The 21,869-nt window shown below is 37.0% G+C and carries 20 protein-coding genes and 1 pseudogene; 10 read left to right on the forward strand and 11 right to left on the reverse strand.

Features of this window, described 5'->3' with window-relative positions; all coding sequences use genetic code 11:
* Positions 1-181 precede the first annotated feature (181 nt).
* Positions 182-1,747: a B12-binding domain-containing radical SAM protein gene (locus SYN6308_RS18650; protein WP_017295972.1), complete on the reverse strand. Its 1,566-nt coding sequence runs from the start codon at positions 1,745-1,747 to the stop codon at positions 182-184.
* A gap of 331 nt (positions 1,748-2,078) precedes the next feature.
* Between SYN6308_RS18650 and SYN6308_RS18660 the strand changes: the two genes are divergently transcribed.
* From SYN6308_RS18660 to SYN6308_RS22990, 3 genes are all read left to right on the forward strand, one after another.
* The gene (locus tag SYN6308_RS18660; protein WP_237741233.1) at positions 2,079-3,833 is read left to right on the forward strand and encodes a hypothetical protein; all 1,755 of its coding nucleotides are present in this window, start codon (positions 2,079-2,081) and stop codon (positions 3,831-3,833) included.
* A 414-nt stretch (positions 3,834-4,247) separates the two neighbouring features.
* Positions 4,248-5,246 carry an RNA polymerase sigma factor, RpoD/SigA family gene (locus tag SYN6308_RS18665; RefSeq protein ID WP_017295975.1) on the forward strand — a complete coding sequence of 333 codons (999 nt, stop codon included), beginning with the start codon at positions 4,248-4,250 and terminating at the stop codon, positions 5,244-5,246.
* 103 nt (positions 5,247-5,349) lie between these two features.
* Positions 5,350-5,544 carry a hypothetical protein gene (locus SYN6308_RS22990; RefSeq protein WP_017295976.1) on the forward strand — a complete coding sequence of 65 codons (195 nt, stop codon included), beginning with the start codon at positions 5,350-5,352 and terminating at the stop codon, positions 5,542-5,544.
* A 434-nt stretch (positions 5,545-5,978) separates the two neighbouring features.
* Here the strand turns inward: SYN6308_RS22990 and SYN6308_RS18675 are convergent, their stop codons facing one another.
* Positions 5,979-6,179, reverse strand: a complete 201-nt coding sequence (locus SYN6308_RS18675) for a hypothetical protein (protein ID WP_017295977.1) — start codon at positions 6,177-6,179, stop codon at positions 5,979-5,981.
* Positions 6,180-6,254: 75 nt separating this feature from the next.
* Here SYN6308_RS18675 and SYN6308_RS18680 point away from each other — a divergent pair, with 75 nt between their 5' ends.
* The 3 genes from SYN6308_RS18680 to SYN6308_RS18690 are packed head-to-tail and all read left to right on the forward strand — an operon-like array spanning position 6,255 to position 8,342.
* Positions 6,255-6,653, forward strand: coding sequence for a universal stress protein (locus SYN6308_RS18680; RefSeq protein ID WP_017295978.1), 399 nt, complete (start codon positions 6,255-6,257; stop codon positions 6,651-6,653).
* 45 nt (positions 6,654-6,698) lie between these two features.
* Positions 6,699-7,583 carry a 4-hydroxybenzoate solanesyltransferase gene (locus tag SYN6308_RS18685; protein WP_017295979.1) on the forward strand — a complete coding sequence of 295 codons (885 nt, stop codon included), beginning with the start codon at positions 6,699-6,701 and terminating at the stop codon, positions 7,581-7,583.
* Positions 7,584-7,595: 12 nt separating this feature from the next.
* Complete coding sequence (locus SYN6308_RS18690) at positions 7,596-8,342, forward strand: pantothenate kinase (protein WP_144051472.1); 747 nt, start codon at positions 7,596-7,598, stop codon at positions 8,340-8,342.
* Positions 8,343-8,363: 21 nt separating this feature from the next.
* Here the strand turns inward: SYN6308_RS18690 and SYN6308_RS26045 are convergent.
* Both SYN6308_RS26045 and SYN6308_RS18695 read right to left on the reverse strand, forming a co-directional pair.
* A pseudogene (locus SYN6308_RS26045) lies at positions 8,364-8,480 on the reverse strand (type ISP restriction/modification enzyme); the annotation flags it as partial.
* A 278-nt stretch (positions 8,481-8,758) separates the two neighbouring features.
* Positions 8,759-11,011, reverse strand: coding sequence for a hypothetical protein (locus SYN6308_RS18695; protein ID WP_017295981.1), 2,253 nt, complete (start codon positions 11,009-11,011; stop codon positions 8,759-8,761).
* 208 nt (positions 11,012-11,219) lie between these two features.
* On the opposite strand from SYN6308_RS18695, the gene SYN6308_RS18700 reads away from it, so the two are divergent.
* A complete protein-coding gene (locus SYN6308_RS18700; RefSeq protein WP_017295982.1) occupies positions 11,220-11,483 on the forward strand; it encodes a type II toxin-antitoxin system Phd/YefM family antitoxin in 264 nt (87 codons plus the stop codon).
* Complete coding sequence (locus SYN6308_RS18705; RefSeq protein ID WP_017295983.1) at positions 11,467-11,724, forward strand: Txe/YoeB family addiction module toxin; 258 nt, start codon at positions 11,467-11,469, stop codon at positions 11,722-11,724. The genes SYN6308_RS18700 and SYN6308_RS18705 overlap by 17 nt, the downstream gene beginning before the upstream one ends.
* A gap of 41 nt (positions 11,725-11,765) precedes the next feature.
* On the opposite strand, the gene SYN6308_RS18710 is transcribed toward SYN6308_RS18705, so the two are convergent.
* The gene (locus tag SYN6308_RS18710; protein ID WP_017295984.1) at positions 11,766-12,140 is read right to left on the reverse strand and encodes a YccF domain-containing protein; all 375 of its coding nucleotides are present in this window, start codon (positions 12,138-12,140) and stop codon (positions 11,766-11,768) included.
* A gap of 99 nt (positions 12,141-12,239) precedes the next feature.
* Complete coding sequence (gene msrB / locus SYN6308_RS18715) at positions 12,240-12,662, reverse strand: peptide-methionine (R)-S-oxide reductase MsrB (protein ID WP_017295985.1); 423 nt, start codon at positions 12,660-12,662, stop codon at positions 12,240-12,242.
* 103 nt (positions 12,663-12,765) lie between these two features.
* Between msrB and SYN6308_RS18720 the strand changes: the two genes are divergently transcribed.
* On the forward strand, positions 12,766-13,110 hold the full coding sequence (locus SYN6308_RS18720) for a zinc-ribbon domain-containing protein (protein WP_017295986.1): 345 nt from the start codon (positions 12,766-12,768) through the stop codon (positions 13,108-13,110).
* Between the two features lie 14 nt (positions 13,111-13,124).
* Here the strand turns inward: SYN6308_RS18720 and SYN6308_RS18725 are convergent, their stop codons facing one another.
* Positions 13,125-13,598: a DNA phosphorothioation-associated protein 4 gene (locus tag SYN6308_RS18725; protein WP_017295987.1), complete on the reverse strand. Its 474-nt coding sequence runs from the start codon at positions 13,596-13,598 to the stop codon at positions 13,125-13,127.
* A 53-nt stretch (positions 13,599-13,651) separates the two neighbouring features.
* On the opposite strand from SYN6308_RS18725, the gene SYN6308_RS18730 reads away from it, so the two are divergent.
* Complete coding sequence (locus tag SYN6308_RS18730) at positions 13,652-14,251, forward strand: molybdenum cofactor guanylyltransferase (RefSeq protein WP_017295988.1); 600 nt, start codon at positions 13,652-13,654, stop codon at positions 14,249-14,251.
* 251 nt (positions 14,252-14,502) lie between these two features.
* Here the strand turns inward: SYN6308_RS18730 and SYN6308_RS23580 are convergent, their stop codons facing one another.
* The 4 genes from SYN6308_RS23580 to SYN6308_RS18750 form a co-directional block, all read right to left on the reverse strand.
* Positions 14,503-17,916: an antibiotic biosynthesis monooxygenase gene (locus SYN6308_RS23580; RefSeq protein WP_017295989.1), complete on the reverse strand. Its 3,414-nt coding sequence runs from the start codon at positions 17,914-17,916 to the stop codon at positions 14,503-14,505.
* Between the two features lie 229 nt (positions 17,917-18,145).
* A complete protein-coding gene (locus tag SYN6308_RS18740) occupies positions 18,146-18,496 on the reverse strand; it encodes a carboxymuconolactone decarboxylase family protein (protein WP_017295990.1) in 351 nt (116 codons plus the stop codon).
* A gap of 11 nt (positions 18,497-18,507) precedes the next feature.
* Entirely contained in the window at positions 18,508-19,077 is a 570-nt protein-coding gene (locus SYN6308_RS18745) for a hypothetical protein (protein WP_017295991.1), read from the reverse strand.
* Between the two features lie 823 nt (positions 19,078-19,900).
* On the reverse strand, positions 19,901-21,655 hold the full coding sequence (locus tag SYN6308_RS18750) for a S8 family peptidase (protein WP_017295992.1): 1,755 nt from the start codon (positions 21,653-21,655) through the stop codon (positions 19,901-19,903).
* Between the last annotated feature and the right edge of the window lie 214 nt (positions 21,656-21,869).

Raw genomic sequence — 21,869 nt, forward strand, 5'->3', positions numbered from 1 at the left:
ATTGTATGTTTACTTTATGAAAGGCAAAAGGCAAAAGGCAAGAGGCAACAAAGATGTAAGTTATTTTAATTAATTTTAAAATTCACAATCTATTTTGCATGAGTACTTACAATCTTCCTGTCTTCCTGTCTTCGGAGTCTTCCAAGTCAGCCCTCACCTATTTTTATAGTTCACTCAGGTTTCACTCAAGCCGTTTTTGTGAGTAAAAAGATGCTGATTCTTCCCCTTGAGTGCATTCTTCAGTAAATTTGATTAAATGATGTGACACAAGAGAAATGTGTATTATACTCTCAATATCAAGGCTTTTAAAAGCAGGTATAGCCATTTTCCAGAAGATTTGACGATAATTACTCAACACCCCAACACGCCAGAGTAAATTACCTAATATTTGTAATCCTTTTTTAATATTACTCCATGAGGCTCGTTGAGAATCTGGAATTTCTAAGCGATTAGGATAGGTATGTTTGGCATTATAGGCAAACCTTTCATATAAGTATTCGGGATTATAGGCGATCGAAATACACCGTTTCCACATATTAACTACTTCTTCATAGGGCATGAGAAAATCAATATTCGACTCTCGACTATCTTCTTCAATAATGCGTCCTTCTTTTGCTAAACGATTCCATAAAGGAGTTTTGGGCAAGGCGAAAAGTAGATTAATCGTTAACACAGGTATTTGAGAAGCCTTGATAAACTCTAGGATATTATCTGCCGTTTCGGGGGTATCCGTATCAAAACCGATGATGATACCAGACACCACTTCTAAACCATAACGATTAAAGGTTTTTACCGCTTCCAAAATGGGCATACTGAGATTATGTTGTTTAGAAATCGCTTTTAATGCCGAAGGCTCAGGGGTTTCAATACCACAAAAAACGGTGGTAAAATAAGCCTCTCGCATCATTTCTAACAATTTTGGACTTTGGGCTAAATTCAAGGTTGCTTCACAGGTAAACTCTACAGGATAGCCATTTTTTTTCTGCCAGTCTATCAAATGGGGTAACAATTCCATCAAAGCCCGTCTATTACCCACAAAGTTATCATCCACAAAATAAATCGCCCCCGGATTACCTGAAGCCAACATGGCATCTAATTCCGCTATTACCTGTGAGGGGGTTTTTAAACGGGGAGAATTGCCGTACAATTCAGGAATATCGCAAAATTCGCAGTTATAAGGGCAACCACTGGAAAATTGAATATTGCCCAGAAAATATTGCTCTAATTTGATTAAATTATAGGCGGGTATGGGAAATCGATCGAGGGGTAGTCTTTCAACGGTTTCAAAACGTATTTGTTGAGTTGGTCTTTGCGTATGCTTATCTAAATATTCTATAGCTCGATCGGTGGCATCTCCTAATTCCCCTAAGTGTAGCAGATCGAAATCGGGGTAATATTCAGGACAACCAGAAACGGAAGGTCCTCCCAATAAAGTTATTTTACCCTCTTGATGCGCTAATTCGTTAATGTGATTAATACGAGGTTTTTGAATGTGCATCCCACTGACAATCACTGCATCCGCCCATTGATAATCAGCTTTAGTCGCCATGGTAATGTTTTCATCAATAAATCTCACCTCCCATGACTTAGGAAGATAAGCCGCTACCACTAAAATTCCTTGAGGTGGCATAAATCCTTTCACCCCTTTAATTAACGGATAAGCATGGTGAAAAGTACCGAACGATCGACTATATTTAGGAAAGACACATAAAATTTTTCTTTTATTTTCGGGAATATAAGTTGTCATCAAAATTCAATCCTCACTAATTCAATATTTTCTTTTCTGACTCAAGTAATTGAGTTAGTTTAGAATCAATTGTAATCTTTATTCAGGGTGTTTTTGACCTGAGCTTAATTTTTTTCTTTGATTGAGTGAAAGTCATCCACTACCTTACCCATCGGCATTATTTTTACTAACTTCTTGATTATTTTCATAACATTTTTTTTGATGATTATGTTTATCCTCGTTTATTCTAATATTGAATGAATTAGAAAAATCCTCAAAATTTTTTCTCACGATCACTTTACCTATAGAGCTTTTATTTATAACTAGACTTATGAAAATTCAATACCTACTATTGTCAAAACTTGTTCTTACCTTAGGTTTTTGCCTCGATTCCCCTGCCTTTGCCGATGATACTAGGGATTCTTGGGTAGTTAAATCTCCCATTAACACCGACAATCTTGCTCCCAACAATAGTTCTCAAGTACTGTTTTCTCAAGACAATACGAATCCTGTATCTCCTACCCCAGAAAATTCCATCGAAATTGAAACCAGTAAACCAGTAGAATATATCTTAACACCTCTACAGTTGAAACCATTAGACCCCATGACGATCGAAACTGCGAATATTTTACCTCAAGGGGCATTATATACCAGTTATGGAGTTAACCTATTCTCCAAAGGTTCGGAAGGAGGAGGTATTGGCTTACAAACCTATAACGCCTCGATCGATTATGGTATTAGTGATAAGTGGCAAATAGGGGCAGGTTTATCATTCTTTGATGATACTTTAGGTAGTCGATTTAACGGCAAACCTACGGATTTTGGCTTTTTATCCTTTGCACCCAACTTCAAATACCAGTTTATTAACGAACCTACCTATAATGTAGCGGTAGTTGGTTCTTTAGAGTTTATCAAAATTACAGGAGAAAATGGCTTATTCACTCCCACAGATCGATCGAACTCTAGTACTACTGTTGGGGGAACAGTTCAAGTACCTTTGACCTATAACTTTGGCAACACCTATCAATGGCACGTTGTGGGAGGTTTAGCTATTTTTCCTGATGGTATTAACGGAGGAGGAGATTTCTATGGTACATTTTTCAATCTGGGTACAGGATTAAGTTTCAAATTTGACGATCGTATTGGCTTTTTTGCTGATATAAACGTACCCCTCGGCCCCGGTGGCAACAGTGTTAATACCAGTGGAGACATCACCAAAAGCGTTGTGTGGAGTGCAGGGTTAAACTATTTACACAGCCCCAATGTCGGCATTGATTTATCCATCACCAACCGCTTAGGAAGTACCCCCGCTACAAAACTATTATCCTTTCTTCCTGATGGCGGACCCGTTGGCGTTGGTTTAAATGTGCGCTATACTCCAGATATTGGTCAAAACTATCAACGTAGTTTCGACAGTCGCCCCATACAACCTTTTTCTCCTCGAGATAAGCAATTATTATTTGATGGTATTATTCTAAGTAGTCCAAACACCATAAGACAAGGGATGTTTTCTTTTGATGGTGGTATCGGACCTAGTCTTAATTTTGAGGTAGGCTATGGTATGAGTGATAATGCTCAATTAGGCTTTATCGGACAACAATTAAGTGATAGCGATGAACCCATCGGTAATTCCTTGAAGTTGGGAGGTTCAACCAAAATCAGATTTTTAAGTCAAAGTCAAGGAGATCCTTTTTCCTTCGGACTTCGAGGAGCATTCCAAGAAGCTACTGGTAATGATGATGGAGTAGGTGCATTTACCGCCGAAGCCTCTTTTGCCTATGAAATCAATGATCAAATAGCCTTAACATTCAACCCCAAAGCAGGATTATATGGTGGAAATAGCATTCTGGGAGCAGGTTTAGGATTCAACCTACAGGCATTTTCAGGCTTCCAAATCATTGGAGAAGTAACCCCCATGTTGAGTAATGATGCGACTGTGTGGGCGGCTGGCGCTCGTTATATGCCACCTAAAACCAATGTGGGAGTAGGAATTTATACCACCAATGCCGTAGGTACAGGAGATATTGGTAGTGTTATTACCCAATCCAATGGCAATGTTAGTGTTGGTGTTAATATTATGTGGCTATTTGGGAATAATAATAATTAACCATCAACAAAATATCCGATCGTCTTCTAGTCTCCCAGTCTCCTAGTCTTCTCGTCTCCCTCTTTTCGGTTATCGTAATGTAACGAATCTTTAAGTTCGGTCATCACCCTCCTAGGGGGATAACAATTATATCTAGTATCCGTCATTATATAAATAAGTACTTAAGAAAACTTAAAAAACTCTCAGCTAACTATTGACTACAATTAAGATATTAGCATTAAGATAAAACTAATATCATAAAAATAAAAACTTCGATCGTGAACTTTTATTAATCAATTAACGTCTAAATAGAAACTGAAGCATTCATATAAATAATTATCAAAAGTCATAACGACTTCGTTTTAAATCAAAGGTTGCTTGTCGAGACAATCTATCAAAACCATGGTTCGCTTGAATTAGGAGAATATAAGCCCTATGTCCACTGCTAAAATTACCGCTAAAATAAACGAAATTGACAAGAGAAAAGCCACTACCGTAGATATGGTGCGTACCTATCTCCAAGAAATCGGTAAAGTACCTCTTTTGAGTCATGAGCAAGAGATTGTTTTTGGAAAACAAGTACAACAAATGATGGCATTATATAATATTAAACAAGAATTACTCAAAGACTTAGATAGAGAACCAACTACCGAAGAATGGTCGATCGCATCTAATAAAACTCCCGATGAAATCAAAAAGATTATTCATCAAGGAAAACGCGCCAAACAAAAAATGATTGAGGCAAATTTGCGCTTAGTTGTGGCGATCGCCAAGAAATATCAAAAAAGAAATATGGAATTTTTGGACTTAATCCAAGAAGGAAGTCTCGGTTTAGAAAGAGGAGTAGAAAAATTTGATCCCACCAAAGGCTTTAAATTCTCTACCTATGCTTATTGGTGGATTCGTCAAGCTATTACCCGTGCCATCGCCCAACAAGCTAGAACCATAAGATTACCTATTCATATTACAGAAAAACTTAATAAAATCAAAAAAACCCAAAGAGAATTATCTCAAAAACTAGGTAGAAGCCCCTCACCCTTAGAGATCGCCGAAGCCCTAGAGTTAGAACCTGCTCAAATTCGAGAATATTTCAGTATTGCTCGTCAACCCATCTCCTTAGATGTGAGAGTAGGAGACAATCAGGATACCGAACTATCAGAACTTTTAGAAGATGACGGTATTTCCCCTGATAACTACATCACTCAAGAATTGATGCGTCAAGATTTACACAAATTGCTCGGAGAATTAACTCCCCAACAGCAACAAGTAGTAAAATTCAGATTTGGCTTAGAAGACGGCAGAGAATTATCTCTAGCTAAAATAGGACAAAGAATGAATATCAGTCGAGAAAGAGTACGCCAATTAGAGCAACAAGCCTTAGCTCATCTGCGCAAGAAACGTAGTACCGTTAAAGAATACATGATAGCCATGTAAAAGTAGGGTGGGCATTGCCCACCTTTTTTATTAATTCTTAAAAATGACTCTACTTTTTAGCGATGAAAATTAATGAAATATTTTCAGAAAGAAAGGTTAAAATATGACAATTATTACAGTTAAAAGAAGTGAAATTCCACCGATGACAGAGCAAAGAATGAAAGAGATTATAGCAATACCTGACGAAGATATTGACTATTCCGATATACCCGAATTAGATGATGATTTCTTTAAAAATGCTCAATCAGTTAATTATGCTAAAGCTGAAAGGTATAAACCCATTACAAAAAGAAAGTAACTCATTGAAACTTTTGTGTTTATAAAAAAACGGGAGTTTGAGATTCCGTGACACGGGCATATTGCCCGTATTTAGCTCAAAAATTCTATCAGAATGTGACATCTCCCACACTGACCTACGGTACAGATGTTGGCTTCTTACCTCACGATAAGACTTTTCTGTTTTAACGGGTGTTTCTAGCCCCATAGACAAGTTGTATATAAGACCCCGATTCATTGCCCTCCACAGACTTTGACCGACTGCCCATCGGCTTCAATGTTTTAACCGTGTTAGTCCCACGCTATGCACTGTTCACCAGTTTTTACTGTACGTTTGTGTCATGTGGTGAGGTGGTTAGCCTATTTTTCATCTTAGCACGTCACTGGCGATTACCAACCACACTTGTTTAATTATTTTTTCTCGAAAACAAAGTGTGGGGCTTCTCGCCGATTAAGCTAAAAATCGTCAGGAATAATCCACTTTGGAGGCTCACTCATTTTCTTTAATCGAGCCATTTCTGCCATTTCTAGCATTTTATCAAGGGAAGTATTTTCCAAAAACTGAGAAGTTTTCGCCACAAATTCTTTATTGGGACATTCTTCTCCTAAAATACAGCCATTAAGACATTCCACCTGACAATTTATTGTTTTATTCATAAAAACTCCTTTAATAATGGATAATAGATAATTGTTGACGATAAATTATATATTCTATTTGGTTAGGTAGGTATTATGTTTAAAAATGTTATCTTTCCCATCGATCAAAGTCGAGAAACTAGAGATGCTGTGGCGATCGTCAGTAATATAGTGAAAACTTACGAGAGTAAATTATTTTTACTATCTGTAGTGGAAAAATCCACCCAAGACGATCCCATCATGAGTAATGAAGATACTGTAGCGCAACTTTTGGCAGGAGCAAAAGAATTATTTGCCCAAGAAAATATTAACGCAGAAATTATTGAAAGGGAAGGTATGGCTTCTTTTGTGATTTGTGATGTAGCCGATGAAGTGGAAGCGAATTTAATCATTATGGGATGTCGAGGCTTAGGCTTAACCAAAGAAGGGGTGGAAGATAGTGTCACTAATCGAGTGATTAATCTTGCACCCTGTCCCGTCTTAGTTGTACCATAGTTAGAATTTAGAGTTAAAAACCTTAATAATAAACATAATTGCCCCATGATTTCTTCCTCCGAAGTTAATTCTCCCCCGATGATGCAAAGTATTCTTAAATTATTGCGTTGGGATAAACCTGCCGGGCGACTGATTTTGATGATTCCTGCTTTATGGGCGGTGTTTTTTGCTAGTATGGGACATCCTCCCCTGTTGCTAGTAGGTATCATTATTTTAGGTAGTTTAGCTACCAGCGCTGCCGGATGTGTGATTAATGATTTATGGGATCGTAACATAGATAATCAGGTAGAAAGAACTAAAACGCGCCCTCTTGCTTCCCGTGCCTTGTCGGTGAAGGTGGGTATCATTGTTTTTATGATTAGTTTAGGTTGTGCTGGGGTTTTAGCATTCTATCTTAATACTCTCAGTTTTTGGCTTTGTGTGGCTTCTGTACCTGTAATTATTTGTTATCCTTTGGCTAAACGGGTTTTTCCGATTCCTCAGTTAGTTTTATCTATTGCTTGGGGTTTTGCTGTGTTAATTAGTTGGAGTGCTGTGACAGGTAATCTTGACTTCAATACATGGGTGCTATGGGGTGCGACTATTACTTGGACTATGGGCTTTGATACGGTTTATGCTATGGCAGATAAGCCAGATGATCTCAAGGTGGGCATTAATTCTAGTGCGATCTTTTTTGGGGATTCGGCGGGGGAGGTAGTGGGGTTATTTTTTGCTCTCACTGCTGGTTTATTTGCTTATTTAGGCTCGGCAAATGGGTTTAACCTCTTTTTTGGTCTAGCATGGTCGATCGCTGTGATTCTGTGGGTAGGGCAGTATATTGCGTTAAGAAAATCTAATCAGGAATTTGTTAATTATGGGCAAATATTTAGTCAAAATGTTTGGATCGGTTTTATTTTATTATTGGGTATAATTTTTGGTAATAATTATTAATTGTTAACTGTTTTGAAGAATTGGTTAGGCTTAATTATTGGTAATTCTCGTCTCCATTGGTGCTATTTTGAAGACGAGAAAATGTGTCAAACGTGGAATACTCCTCAAGTGGATTCTTTACGGGAGTTACCTCTTGTGGTCGATCGAACTCTTTATGGTTATCTTAAAGAGAAAATTCCTTTATATATCGCTTCTGTTGTGCCTTCGGCAACGAAAATATATCTTTCTTTATCTCAAACTAGAATTATTGATCCTACAGTAATTCCTTTACTAGATATTTATTCTACTATGGGGGTCGATCGAATTTTAACTCTCTGGGGCGCAGGATGTAATTATGGTTTTCCTTGTCTTGTCATCGATAGTGGTACAGCATTAACTTTCACTGGTGCAGACGAAAACAAAAAATTGATAGGGGGAGCAATTTTACCCGGTGTAAGATTGCAGTTACAAACCTTGTTTTTTAATACGGCGGCATTGCCTGAAATCGAGGTTATTCAGGAGATAACTCCCCGTTGGGCAAAAAATACTCCCTCAGCAATTCAAAGTGGTGTTATATATACGATCGTGGCAGGAATAAAGGATTTTTGTCAAGACTGGTGGCAACAATATCCCCAAAGTCAGGTTATTTTGACGGGAGGAGATGCGGTGTTATTAGGGGAATATTTACAAGCAATTTCTCCAGAAATTAGGAATAAAATTAATGTAAATACTAACTTAATTTTTCTCGGAATTAAAGAATATTTAAAGAAAGAAAAATGAGTTGATGGAATTTATATTGATCTAAAATCCACTCTGAAGCACGATCGATTCATAATTTAGGTGTAAATCCATTAATTTTTTACCCCAATTTGCCCACTGCCAAAAATTATCATAAAAGGGTATTCTCGGAAATTTTCTTTTTAAATTTTGCTCCTATTTTTCCTTATTTCTGCCCTCGCCCCTAACCCCTCTCCCATTGGGAGAGCAGAGCTGTTTCATTTTCAAATTTTTGGTTAAGAGGGAGTAATGAGTAATGAGTAATAAGTAATGAGTTTTGATAATTTACTATTATAAATTGATTATTTCAAAATTTATTATTATTACCTAAAATCTTAAAACAAAAAAACCCCCTAATCCCCTAATACCCTAACACCCCAACATTTTTACCAACTTACTTTGAAACAGCCCTGCGTTAATTAGGGGGCTTGAACACGAATAACGTTATCTTCAGGCAAATAGTCTTTATATTGACCATTTTCTGCTAAGATTCCCACAATACTTAATTCTGCATCAGGATCGATGTGTAAATCTTTCCAAGGTACAGAAATTTCAATACAGGTATCTAAGGCAACTTTACCACCACAATAACGAGAGTGCCAGTTACCATCTTCTCCTGCTTCCTGTAACCAGATGGTTTGAGTTAACAAGTTGACGCACAAATGATGATGATAATAGTAGTTAAGGGGAGGGGATTCTGGCATATTAGCAAAAGAAAGTTGATTATTATGGGTTAATCTGCCCGGATAAAACCAAACTAGGTGTAATTCGGAGGGTAAATCTTGCCCTGCTTTGACTCCCGGTTTAAGATCAAAACGCAGATAAAAGTTAAGGTGATCCCACCCGTAAAATATCGCTGGAATGATACTTGCTTTGTGCATTGTACCCCTTGCACCACCAATTTTGATTTTTCCTGCTTTATCCCAATCTTCCTCGTCTCCTTTACCATCTATGACGGGGTGAATGAAACTAGCAGGTTGATAATCGTTAGCCAATTTTTGCTCTACTTTGACAACGGGGGCGTATAAGTATTCGGGAGGAGTTTCATCTAAGGTTTGATAAAGGGCGATCAGATGTTCTCTAAAGAGTTGATCAAACATGGCATCATGGTTGGAGTGATGGGGATCACCAAACCACCAAAACCAGTCTGAACCTTGGGCGGCGTATAATGCTTCCCATGCTTGGGGGTTGGTTTCTTCTGTTGCTTCGGTATGTTTTGCAAGGGTTTCTCTGGCGGTTTGGAGATATTCCCACGCTTTATTTTTGGCTGGATCTCCAATCCATGTGCTAAAGCTACCGTCAACCCATGAGCCACTATGTAAACTGCTACTATTGAGGGTTTCTGTGGGGGGAAATTGATCGATAAATTCAGACACCGTAACTAATTTGATTTGGGATTGTTGAGATAGGCGACTGTAAAGGGATTCTAAGAATAGTTTCCCGTCTTTTTCGTAAAATTCCCAACAGTTTTCCCCGTCTAGGGCGATGGTGACTAACCAAGGGTTATCTAAGGTAGTTTTATCTCCCCATTGTCTTTCTTTCAATCTTCTAGCAATGGCTTCTAAATGTCCGATTAAGTCTCCTGCGGCTTGATCTGGATTCATGGCGCCGTAGGTAAAGCCGATTAAGTCTGATAAACGGTGATCTCGAAAAACGATGCTCAAGTCACCTTCAGGGGTTTCTAATCGATAGGGGCGATATAGGTATTCGGGTTCGTATAAGTTACCCATTTCGTCACGATGGAAAAACTGATTGATACTCCATCCTAAAACCGCTTCATCGGAGCATAACCAATTAAAACCTCTCTTGGCTACATGGGGCAGAATTGAAGGGCTGACGGACTGTTCACTGGGCCACAATCCTCGGGGAGATCGATCGAAACGAGATTCATAGATACTCCATGCTTTATTGAGATGACGGGGAATGTCTTCTTCCCACTGAAAACGGCTATTAGGTAACGTCATGTTCGGGATTGCCACTCGTCCAGCGTTGGTGTCCGCTAACAGGGGTAAAATGGGGTGAGTATAAGGAGTCGTGGTGACTTCTAATTGTCCCGTTTCCTGCATTTTTTTATGTTGGGGAATGATACGAGCGATAATTTCCTGTTGTTTAGCACAGATGTTTTTTCGATCGAACAGAGTGAAATTTTTACCCCGTTGTAACCATTCAGCAATTTGCGGATCATCCCAAAAAAGAGGATCAAACCATGCTAAATTGTGCCATGCCAACAAATCACTATAATCTTTCTCAATCCAACGCTCATAGCACCACTGATTTCCATGTGAATTACGCTCTTGATAAAGTTCTTCATAACGCGCATGGGGGCGAATGAGATGATAATGGTTAGCATCGAAAAAATGCTCAATGATGTATTGTTTTTCTTCTCTAGTTAATTCACTCACAGGAGTAACAGTTAAAGCCAGATAAGGATCGATCGCGCTACCGTTGGCGTATTCTTCTAACTGTAGAATCAAAGAAGGCACAAGGTTAACCGTTTGATGTAGTAAAGGATATTTTTCGAGGATTAAAACCAAATCGAGGTAATCTTTGATACCGTGTAACCTAACCCAAGGTAAACGATAGTTTGCACCAAAATCATCCTGAGAGAGACGAGATTTATAGAGGGGCTGATGCTGATGCCAAATAAAAGCAACGTAGAGAGGGTGAGCCATAAATTTTAAGGAAGATATAAATAATCTTTATGAGTTTATCCTAGTCAATTTTTTTTTCTTTATAAATATCCCTTAAACTTTCTTAACGTGAAGTACCTATGCTAACCTTCGATATAGCGTAGGTTTCTCGTATCATCTGCCATTGCTTTACAATACTCTGAACTAAATCTAAGCATTGTATAATTAAAAGTACAATTTAAAAATGAGTATGGAAATATTAAACGCTAGTACAGCTAAAGCCAATTTATTTGGTTTAGTAGAACAAGTGAATCAAGATCATCAGCCACGAATCATCACCAGTAAAAATGGGGATGCGGTGTTATTGTCTAAGGAGGATTGGGATAGTTTACAAGAAACCCTTTACTTACAATCGATTTCAGGGTTAGTGGCATCGGTTAAACAAGCTGAGTTAGAGGATGATTGGGTATCGGAAGATGAATTTTTGAGGGCATTAGATGGCGTGGAAAATTGAATTTAGTCGCAAAGTTTTAAAGGATGCGAAGAAGATAAAGTCAGCTAATCTTGACGAGAATCTTAAAAATTTACTCGAAATATTAAAAGTAAATCCTTATCAACCTCCCTATGAAAAACTATCGGGAAATCTTAAAGGATATTATTCAAGAAGGATTAATATTCAACATCGTCTTGTTTATGGTATTGACGAACAAAATCAAGTAGTTAAAGTTGTTTCTATTTGGTCACATTATGAATAACAAAATAATGTCATTTACCGTAATTATCAAAATATTGACTTCTATATATCTTTAAACTCTCTACCGAAGGGAAAAAGTGCTATAGGAATTAGTTTAAAATGTTGTTTCGCAAAGGGTAAACCAATAATCGTTATCGCCAAAATTGCACCGTGAAACAAATGAGATAAAGCAATTTCCCACCCGAAAAAGATTACCCAAATTACGTTAAAAATCATCACAATTAAACTAGATGATTCTTCCCTAACCACATTTGCTTTTCCAAAAGGTGTCATGGTTGCCACCCCAATTTTAATGGTTTGAATACCAAAAGGAATACCGACGATCGTCAAACAAAGAGTTAAACCACCTAAAATGTATCCTAAACCGCTAATAAAACCACCGAAAATCAACCAAATAATATTACCTAATAACGTCATAGTTTAATACCTTAATATTGTACGATCGATTCTTGCTTCTGTCTTCCTATCCACCTGTCCACCTGTCCACCTGTCCACCTGTCTCCTTGTCCACCTGTCCTATTTTTCTCCTGACAACAAATTAGTTTCTTCGGGTTCAAATTTTAGCGCAGCAGAGTTCATACAATAACGTTTTCCTGTGGGTTTTGGTCCATCATCAAAAACGTGTCCCAAATGAGCATCACAAGTGTTACATAAAACTTCTGTGCGTTTCATAAAAAAGCTAACATCGGTTTTGTAAGCAACGCTATCTTCTTTTACTGGTTGCCAAAAACTAGGCCACCCTGTACCTGAATTATATTTGGTGTCAGAAACAAACAACTCATTGCCACAACAAACACATTTATAGATACCTTTTCCTTTATAATCGTGATATTCACCAGTAAAAGCTCTTTCTGTACCGTGTTTACGGGTAACTTGGAATTGTTCGGGAGTTAGGATTTCTTTCCACTCAGTCTCAGTTTTTTTTACTTTTTCTACCATGTTTGTTTGACTAAAATAATTAAGATTTGTAAATAATGTCTTCTCTATTCTAACGTGACTGATGAATAAATTAAAATTGATGAAAGAGAGTCGGTGAATAAAGATGATTAAAAGTAATAAACAAAAGAGACAAGAAATTAAAAAAAATAGACAAAAAAAAGCTGATAAAATTAAGACTAATTATCTTCCTAAAGTTTTAGCTGATCATGAACAGTTACGACATAATAATACCTATGATTTATTACCTAATTTTTATGTTGATAAACCGTTCATTTGTCGAGATTGTGGTTCATCTCAAGTGTGGACTGCTTCACAGCAAAAATGGTGGTATGAGGTAGCAAAAGGTAATATTAATTCTACGGCAGTTCGTTGTCGATCGTGCCGTCAAAAATTACGTTTAATCAAAGAAAATAATCAACAAAAACAACTAATAAATAAGAATAAATAAAATGATTAAAATAACTAAATATTAGGTAAAAATTTAGTCAAATCAAAATTAGTATCAGGGATAGAGGGTTGATTTTTCTGATGACTTAACATGAGTAAAATTCTTTCACTATAATCCACTGATCCCCTGAGATGTTCTTGTAACTTCATTAAACCACCGTTGGCATATTCCTCAAAAATAGTAACTCTTTCTTCCTCTGCGATGACATCATAAGCAGAAATAATTTGGGGATTTTTAGTTTCAGTAATCGCTAAAAGTTTGATTAAAACATCATAACCACGACTACTAAAAACATCTAAACTGATGGGAGAAGGTTCTTTGGCGATCGAGTCTAATGGTAATCTATATTTATGCTTTTTGCCTAATGCCGCCGCAAATGCCATCACATCGGCATAGGTAGAAAACACTCCTTGAGGGTTATCATTATTTAAGATTAAACTTTGTACTAAATTAGCTTTATCTTGAGCAATTTTGATTCTAATAGCCATTATATTAAGTCAAATTCAAAATTATTTTAACAACATTTATTACATTATTTAAAATGATCATAGACAATAAATTAATAAAAATTTCAGCTATCATTTTAGCTGGGGGAAAAAGTTCCCGTATGGGAAAAGATAAGGCTTTATTAGATGTCAATGGAACGTCTTTATTAACAACAATATCTCATGTAGCCCAACAATGCACCGATGAAGTTTATATCGTTACTCCTTGGAGCGAAAAATATCGATCGATCGTACCTGTAGAATGTAATTTTATCAAAGAATTATCAACTTTTCAAGGGGGATTAATGGCATTTTCTGAGGCGTTAAATTATGTGAAAAGTGACTGGATTTTATTATTAGCCTGTGATTTACCTTTTCTCACAGTAAATGAAGTTAAAACATGGGTTAATTATTTACCTTCTGTATCAGAAAAATCGATGGCATTGTTACCAAAAAATGAGAAAGGTTGGGAATGTTTATGCGGTTTTTATCGTGGAAATTGTCAAGAATCTTTACAAAGTTTTATCTCATCAGGAAATAGAGCTTTTCAAACATGGTTAAATAATGAAATAGTAGAAGAATTAAAAGTAGAAAATAAGCAAGTATTATTTAATTGCAATACCCTAGAAGATTACTATAATATTTCTAATTTTTGAACTTGCTTTTACCTCAGTTCGATGCAAGAATGTCTGATAAGGGCAGGTTTCAGGTTTCAGGTTGCAGGTTTCAGACGTAATTTTCAGAAGATTATATAATTCGATCAAAGAATTGAAGATAAAAAAATCAATTAGGATATATTTTTTGTCAATTCTTTAACCCTTTCCGATACCCTTTCCGCAACCTTTACAGCACCAAAAATTTTATGGTTCACTCAGGTAATTCCTAATTCCTAATTCCTAATTTCGGATTAAGTTAATGCTTCAAAAGCAATTCCTTGATCGGTAAAGCCAAAGTTACCTTGAGCAATGCTTTGTCGTTCTTCCTCACCGACATACAGATAACTACCGGGCATGGTTTGGAAACGGAAAATATCATTAGCTTTTTGAGCATCCGCACCATAGGCATAAAATGCTAATCCTTCTTCTACAAAAGTATCGCTAAAATTTGCTAAAATACTTTGACGTTCTTCTTCTCCTACATAAATATATGCACCTGCAAGATCAGTATTGCGGAAACGATAGATAGAGATTAGTTCATCGTTGTCTTGAGTGGCTACTTTAAAGGCTTCTCCTTCCTCTACAAAACTGGTAAAGTTGGTTCGTATGCTTTGACGCTCTTGTTCTCCTACATACATATAAGTACCATCTCCTGTGCGGAAGCGATACATGGGAGTAGTTAACAAGTTGTCGTCTTCTCCCGTATTGTTATTTGTTATTGTATAGGGGGGATCGGTGAATCGAAAATCTAACTCTAGGATGACATCATTTAAACTGCCGTCTTGTAGGTTGTCTTCAATGCCAAAACCGTTTTCCCCTAAAGAGGTAAAATGTCGATCGAGATTGGGATTGGCTTCATTATAGGCAAAATAGGTTGTTGACTGTCCTTGAGAGGTGGCAAAGGTGACAAAGGGTGCATAAATTTCTCCTCCCATGATTTCATAATCTTTATGGATATGGTTATGATCGTGATCACCTTCCATGGCATGATGATGATCCGCATGGGAAGGTAAATCAAGGGAAATTTTGTCAAAATCTGCTCCCATGATTACGGAGGCATAATTAGGATTACTGGGATCGATCGAATCTCCCGTGGTAGGATCAATAATTGTTCCCGAATAGTCTAAAACGGGATAAAAACCGATGTTTAAGGGGTGATTATCTCCGTTAATCAATAAATGAATTTCGGCAGTTAAGGATTTATGAACGAGGGTAGAAGTATCTAGGATGTTAAATCCTTCTGTTTGAGGTACACCAATTTGACCATTTAAGCTCTTAATAGGACCATTTAATTGAGCGGATAAGTCGAAACCTTCGTTAAAAGAAAATTCTACTTGATCGCTGTTGTGCGATCGAAAGAAGTTCTCGTTATCGATCGAATATTCCACATCAGGAGATTGATCCCAAATAGTACCATTAGTTACCTGATAAAAAGCATATTCTTGAGCAGTCTCGACAAAAACATCTCTAACACTATTAATTTTTTCGGCGTTAATGGTAGTAAATAAAGTTGACGCTCTTTCTCTCACTTTTTCTAAATAACCACTGTCATCGGGATTCAATCCTTCGATCGAACCAGTAGCATTGTCCACCGCAAAAATACCGTATTCGATGGGTTCATCCGTGAGAAAATCTGCATTAACATTTAAAACAATGCCGATACCCGAAGTATTTGCACCATTAACCACCTTGAGAATACCAGAGTCATCGGTTTCTAAACTAACGGTTAACTCAGGAGAACTTTCAAACAATTCCGTTAAAATGTTTAAACCTGCTTTTTGAAAGTCATAAAAACTGGATGCTGGTTCATCGGTGACATAAAAGATAGCACTACCATCAGCAACACCATTGCCCTCTAACAATAAGCCAAATTCAGAATCAAATTGTTTAAAGTAGCTTTGAGAAAAGTGAAAAGTAGTCGAAGGCCCATCAGCATACTTTTGAAACAAAATCCATTCATTGGCGACTAAAGGATTCTCATAAAATTCAAAAATCAGAGCCCCTTCTTCCTGTAAGGTTTGTTCTTGTAAGGTAGTCAAAATACTGATCATTTCTTCTCTAGTATCGGGTTTGGCTTTAAATCTGCCCACTAGAGTAATATCAGTGACAGCCCCTAGAGACCCTTTAACGGGATTAATGGTATCTAAAGTTGTAGAAGTAGTTGCGATCGCATCAATTTGACTGATAAAATTTTGATAAGTATTGGTTTTCTCATAAACATCCACATCAGAATATTCATTCCAATACTCCACAATAAAATAATTTAGCGGATTATTCGGGTCTTGATAAGGTTCACTATAGAAATTACCTTCAATAGTTTCCGTCTTGCTTGTATATTGAGCCAATAATTCTTGTAACTGTTCCGCCTTAGAACTATCATCTAAAGTAATATAAATACGGTTAATTACTTGAGGATCAAAGGGAGTGGAAAAATTAACACTATCCGAAGGTGCATTAGGCGCAGGAGCAGGATAATATAAATCTGCATCAGGATCACTTTGATCTGTATTCCAAGGTTGATCTAAAGTAGGATTCCAGTAGTCTGGGGGAGTGAGGGGAAATGCCTCATAATCCTTATAAATAGCTGGATTCCAGTTGCCTCCAGATTCGAGAAAGTCTCCATAATTACCGCTCATGGCGACATAGTAATCAGGGAAGGTATTTTTATAGTCCACAAAACGTTGTTGATTACTCGTGGCATCTTCAGAACCGATCGTCTTATTGTATAAACTACCGTATTGGGCGGCATCTTCAGCCGTATCATAAAAGCGACCAATTCTCGGTTCAGGTAAGGTGAAAAATTCTTCGATACCCCCTTCAGGATAGCCATTTGCAATATCTCTTGACCAAATAGTTAAAAAGACAAGGGGTTCACCTGTCGGACTCGCATTACGATAACCATGACCGTAACCTCTTGGTAAGAAAACTGCTTGACCTGCGGTTAAATGGGCGTAATAAAATTCTTTGATTTTGTCTTTTGCTAAGGCAGGAGGACCATCATATTGAGGAGGTGTTAAAGGATCGCCATTTTCATCGGCAGGAAATTCATACAAATCGTAAGCCTCCTCCGTGGGAGACATTACCCAAGAATCCACTTCTCCTTGCAAAATAATAAACCATTCATCTTCAGCCCAGTGAATATGGGGAATTGGCCCAGCGTTAAAGGGTGTTACCGTAGTACTTACCGTAAAGGGACGATTTAATTCAGATGTACTAATAGCTTCTAATTCTACGGGTAAATCACCATCTCCTGTTAAGGGAGTATTTTCCACATTAATTTTATCAATGTCCACACTGACGGTTAAAAATTGTTGGGCTTCTCCTGCGGGAAATGAATCCCATTGATAAGAGTTGGGTGATTTTAAGGCAGGAATACCGGGATAGAAAGGTAAATCACTTTGATCGGGCAGATTAAGGGGATCATTTCCTGATATAGTTTTAATGAAATCCTCAAAATCGAAATTACGAGTTAAGGGTAAACCGATATTGGAAGGAAATTGAAAACTGGGGGCTTTATTGTAAGACGCATTGGGATTATATCGATCGAAATCTGAAAAAGAAGGAATAATAAATGGTTCTGGAGGAGTAGTTATTGCTAATTGCCCATTAGTACTATTAACTTGAGTACCGTGATGGTGACTACCGTGATCGTGATTTCCTGACATAACTTATCTCTGTGTAGTAATATGAAATTAAAAGTTTTTTGACACCTAAAACTCAACCCCTCCCCATCGATTTTACCTCAGTTCGACAGAAGAAAAATGGTGAAGACAAGACAAGTGGACAATTGGACAAGGAGAGTTTTTAAATTCCTAATTCTTAATTCTTAATTCCTAATTCTTAATTCTTAATTCTTAATTCTTAATTCTTAATTCTTAATTCTTAATTTATAATTTATTTTTCTGCATTAGCAAAAAATTCATTGAGCATACCAAAACAACCGGCCGCTTTATTAAAACCAGCATAAACGCACATAAAAAGTAATAATTCTTCAATTTCTTCTCTGGTTGCACCCTGTTTGAGTGCCATAGCCACATGAGCGCCAAAGGGATTTCCTGCACCAGTTTGATCTTGATTCACCACATCAACAGCGATGGTAATTAAAGCCTTAGTTTTTTGATCAATCAAAGGTAAACCCCAAGCCTCACCAGCAACACGGGTACAAAAATCGCCAAATTTGGGATTAATACTACTTAATCCTGCTTGTAATTCTTGATCATCTAAAACAGCATTTTTATAAGTCATCAATAAAACTCCTATGCAGTGGTAATTAATTTTAATAATTCATCAGGGGCAAAAACATCACGGTAGAAGGTGAGTTGCTCAGTTTTTAAGTAACATCCGCCACGATTTCCACGGCGTACCCAAGTTACGTTTCCTTTAGCGATCGTCTCATTAGTTTCATCATCCACACATTTCCATTCAAAGAAAGTATGTTCACCCCAAAACATGACGATGGGCCAACACATAGTAACCCCTGGTTGTGCAATTAAAGCCCACCAATGTTGCTCTCTTTCCTTTTGTTGATCAAGTCCACGATAAGGACCATCTTGACAGAAATACACCAAATCGGGACGGTATTCTCCTGTTAAAATATCACCTCTACCTTGTCGCAATGCTTCGCAATGAGTCGGCCACCATTCTTTATTTTCTTGCTCAATAATTTCTAAAGTGTAGTTATCATCGATAGGAGGAAGTTCTGCTTCCATTTGTTTGACGATGGCTTCTCCTTTAGCGATGAGTTGTGCTTTTAATTCATCTGGCACTAAATTTGGACGAGAATAATCTGCATCTAAATCTTTGTAGTAGTTAATTCTCTTAATCATTAGTAACGAACCTAAAATTTTGCGGTTTTATTTTCCTAGAATTATAGTTCTGTTTTTTTTTCTGATTAAAAAATGCAATAAAACTTAACAAAGAATTAAGAATTGAACTTAGTATTGATTTTGTCAAATTTTCTGTAACAAATTATCTTATTTTAAGATGGGTTAATAGATAACTATAGCAATAGTGAACTACCCACACTGAATTAAAATTACAGTGTTGACTTCCTACCCAAAGAAACGCTTTTTAATCTTTAATGATTTGTGGACAATCCCCTTTAATTACCCCAAGTTTGGCAGGGCTGTTTCATTTTCAAATTTTTGGTTAAGAAAGAGTAATGAGTAACGAGTAATAAGTAATGAGTTTTGATAATTTACTATCATAAATTGATTATTTCAAGATTTTTTATTATTACCTAAAATCGGGGAGTAAAAAATCCCACTAATCCCCTAATAACCTCATACCCAAATATTTTTTATCAACTTACTTTGAAACAGCCCTGCCCAAGTTTGGGGGATTTAGGTGGCGAAAATTTTACAACTGATTTAAGATTGCTATATAAAAAAACTAAGAATTATTACCTTCAATCAGATTAATTTCTGCTTCCGTTAAACCATATAAATTATAAACAATTCGATCGAACAAATCATCAGTATATTAATTGTTGTTTAAGGGGTAATAAAGTATTAAGAGTTTGCTCATATTCCTTAGCTAAAAGATTTTGAAACCTTCTTTCAAACACCTTCTAACAGTAGAACTGATAATATTATTTTTTTGTAATACAATTTTACAGCCTAATACCCTATTCCCCGTAGTGAGAATATTTTAGTGTTGAGGTTCGATCGTACTACCAGCAATTTTAGCTAAATAAAAACAAAGAATAGCATTAACTAACAAGAAAATTTGGGAAGCTAAACCATAGCCAAAACCCCACACTAAGGGATTAATAAAGGCTGTAATAGTTAAACAAGATGCTACCCCTAAAGTAAGTCCGATCGAAACCCATTTTAAGATAGGATGACTTAGGAATAAGACAATTAAAATAACAGGAATCAAGGCACTGGCGAAGATAGGATTTAAGCTAGTTGTACCCATTACCACATTACCTAATTCTGGTACAGAACTACCCATTAAACGAAAAGGCCATTGAGGCAAATCGAAGATATATAATCCTTGTAGGAAAAATAAACCACTGCTTCCCGTTACCAAACCCGTTGCTAAACTGAGGTTAAAGGTAAGATAGTTACGCAAAAACCATGCTAATAAATATGAACCTAAAACCATACCTAACTTGGGTAAGAAGGTAATTGTGCCACCATCTAACCAGAAACCGGGGTTTAAGTAACCACTATTTTTGAGCCATCGTAAAAAATCTTTGGGAGTGATTTTACCTTTAAGAGCTAATTTTACCGCTTGACCTGCATCTAACTGTCCTGCGCCATAATGATTTAATGGATCATTTTCGATTTTACGAGCTGATTTGATTAAAATTTCTCTGATTTCATCGGGATTTTCTACCCCAGTGGCTTTAACTAATGCCGCCACCCCTGCAACGTGGGGAGATGCCATACTTGTACCTTGAAAACCCATAAAACTAGGTTGATTGTCGATGATGGTTTCTTGAATAATTTTACCTGTTTCACTACCGCCGGGGGCACTAATATCCACCCCTGCGCCAAAGTTAGAATAGGGGGCTTTATTACCTACGGAGTCGGTAGCAGAAACGCTGATTACTTGGGGATAACGGGCTGGAAAGGAAGCACTATTACGATTTTCGTTTCCGGCGGCGGCGATGATGACTACTCCTTTTTCATGGGCGTATTTGAGGGCATCTCGCATTAATTGGCTATCTCCTCCTCCCCCTAAACTCATATTGATAACATCGGCTTTGTTATCTGTAGCAAATTTGATGGCTTCGGCTATGTCGGCTACTGTACCGCCATTGACTCCCAAGACTTTTAATGGCATAATTTTGGCTTTATAGGCAATTCCTGCCACTCCATAACCGTTATTAGTGGATTGGGCGATCGTACCTGCCACATGAGTACCATGTCCTACATCATCATAAACATCGGTTTTATTATTAACAAAGTCGTAACCTTCTACAAATTCGGTTTGCTCTAAATCGGGTATTTTTGTTACCCCTGTATCGATGACGGCAACGGTGACACCTTCTCCTTTTGTTTCATCCCACGCTTGTTCTACATTAATACTGCGTAAATTCCATTGTTGAGTATATTGGGGATCGTTGGGAGTTTCTAAGCTATGGTAAATATAGTTAGGCTCAATATATTCTATGGATTTTTTCAGGTTCGATCGAGCTATTTTTTTGAGGGTATTTTTATCTCCTTCTACAATATAAATCCTTTCGGGTTCAGAAAAAATGCTATTGAGAATAGGAATATCTTGCACTTTGGAGGCGATCGAGCTTAAGTTTTCTTCTAAGATATTTGTGGGAATATCCTGACGAAAATTGATGATAATAGAGTTAAATTCCCCTTTGGAGGCTAATCCTTTGAAGGTAAATAAGGCAAACCCTAAACCCATTAAAAAGATACATACAAGTAATAGTTTTTTCATGATACTTACTCAAGCTCGATCGTGATTTTATTTTATTCTAGCTCGATCGAACTCCAAAAACATGAACTACCCACACTAACTTAACAGTATAGATAAAATTAAGTAATTAATTGATCTAAACAAAGAAATTATTAACCTGCAACCTGTCACCCTTTCCGATTAACCTCAACAATTCTTTTATCAAATTCAGGTAAGGTCAATTCCCTCTGATATA

It is taken from the genome of Geminocystis herdmanii PCC 6308 (genome assembly GCF_000332235.1).
Taxonomy (GTDB): domain Bacteria; phylum Cyanobacteriota; class Cyanobacteriia; order Cyanobacteriales; family Cyanobacteriaceae; genus Geminocystis; species Geminocystis herdmanii.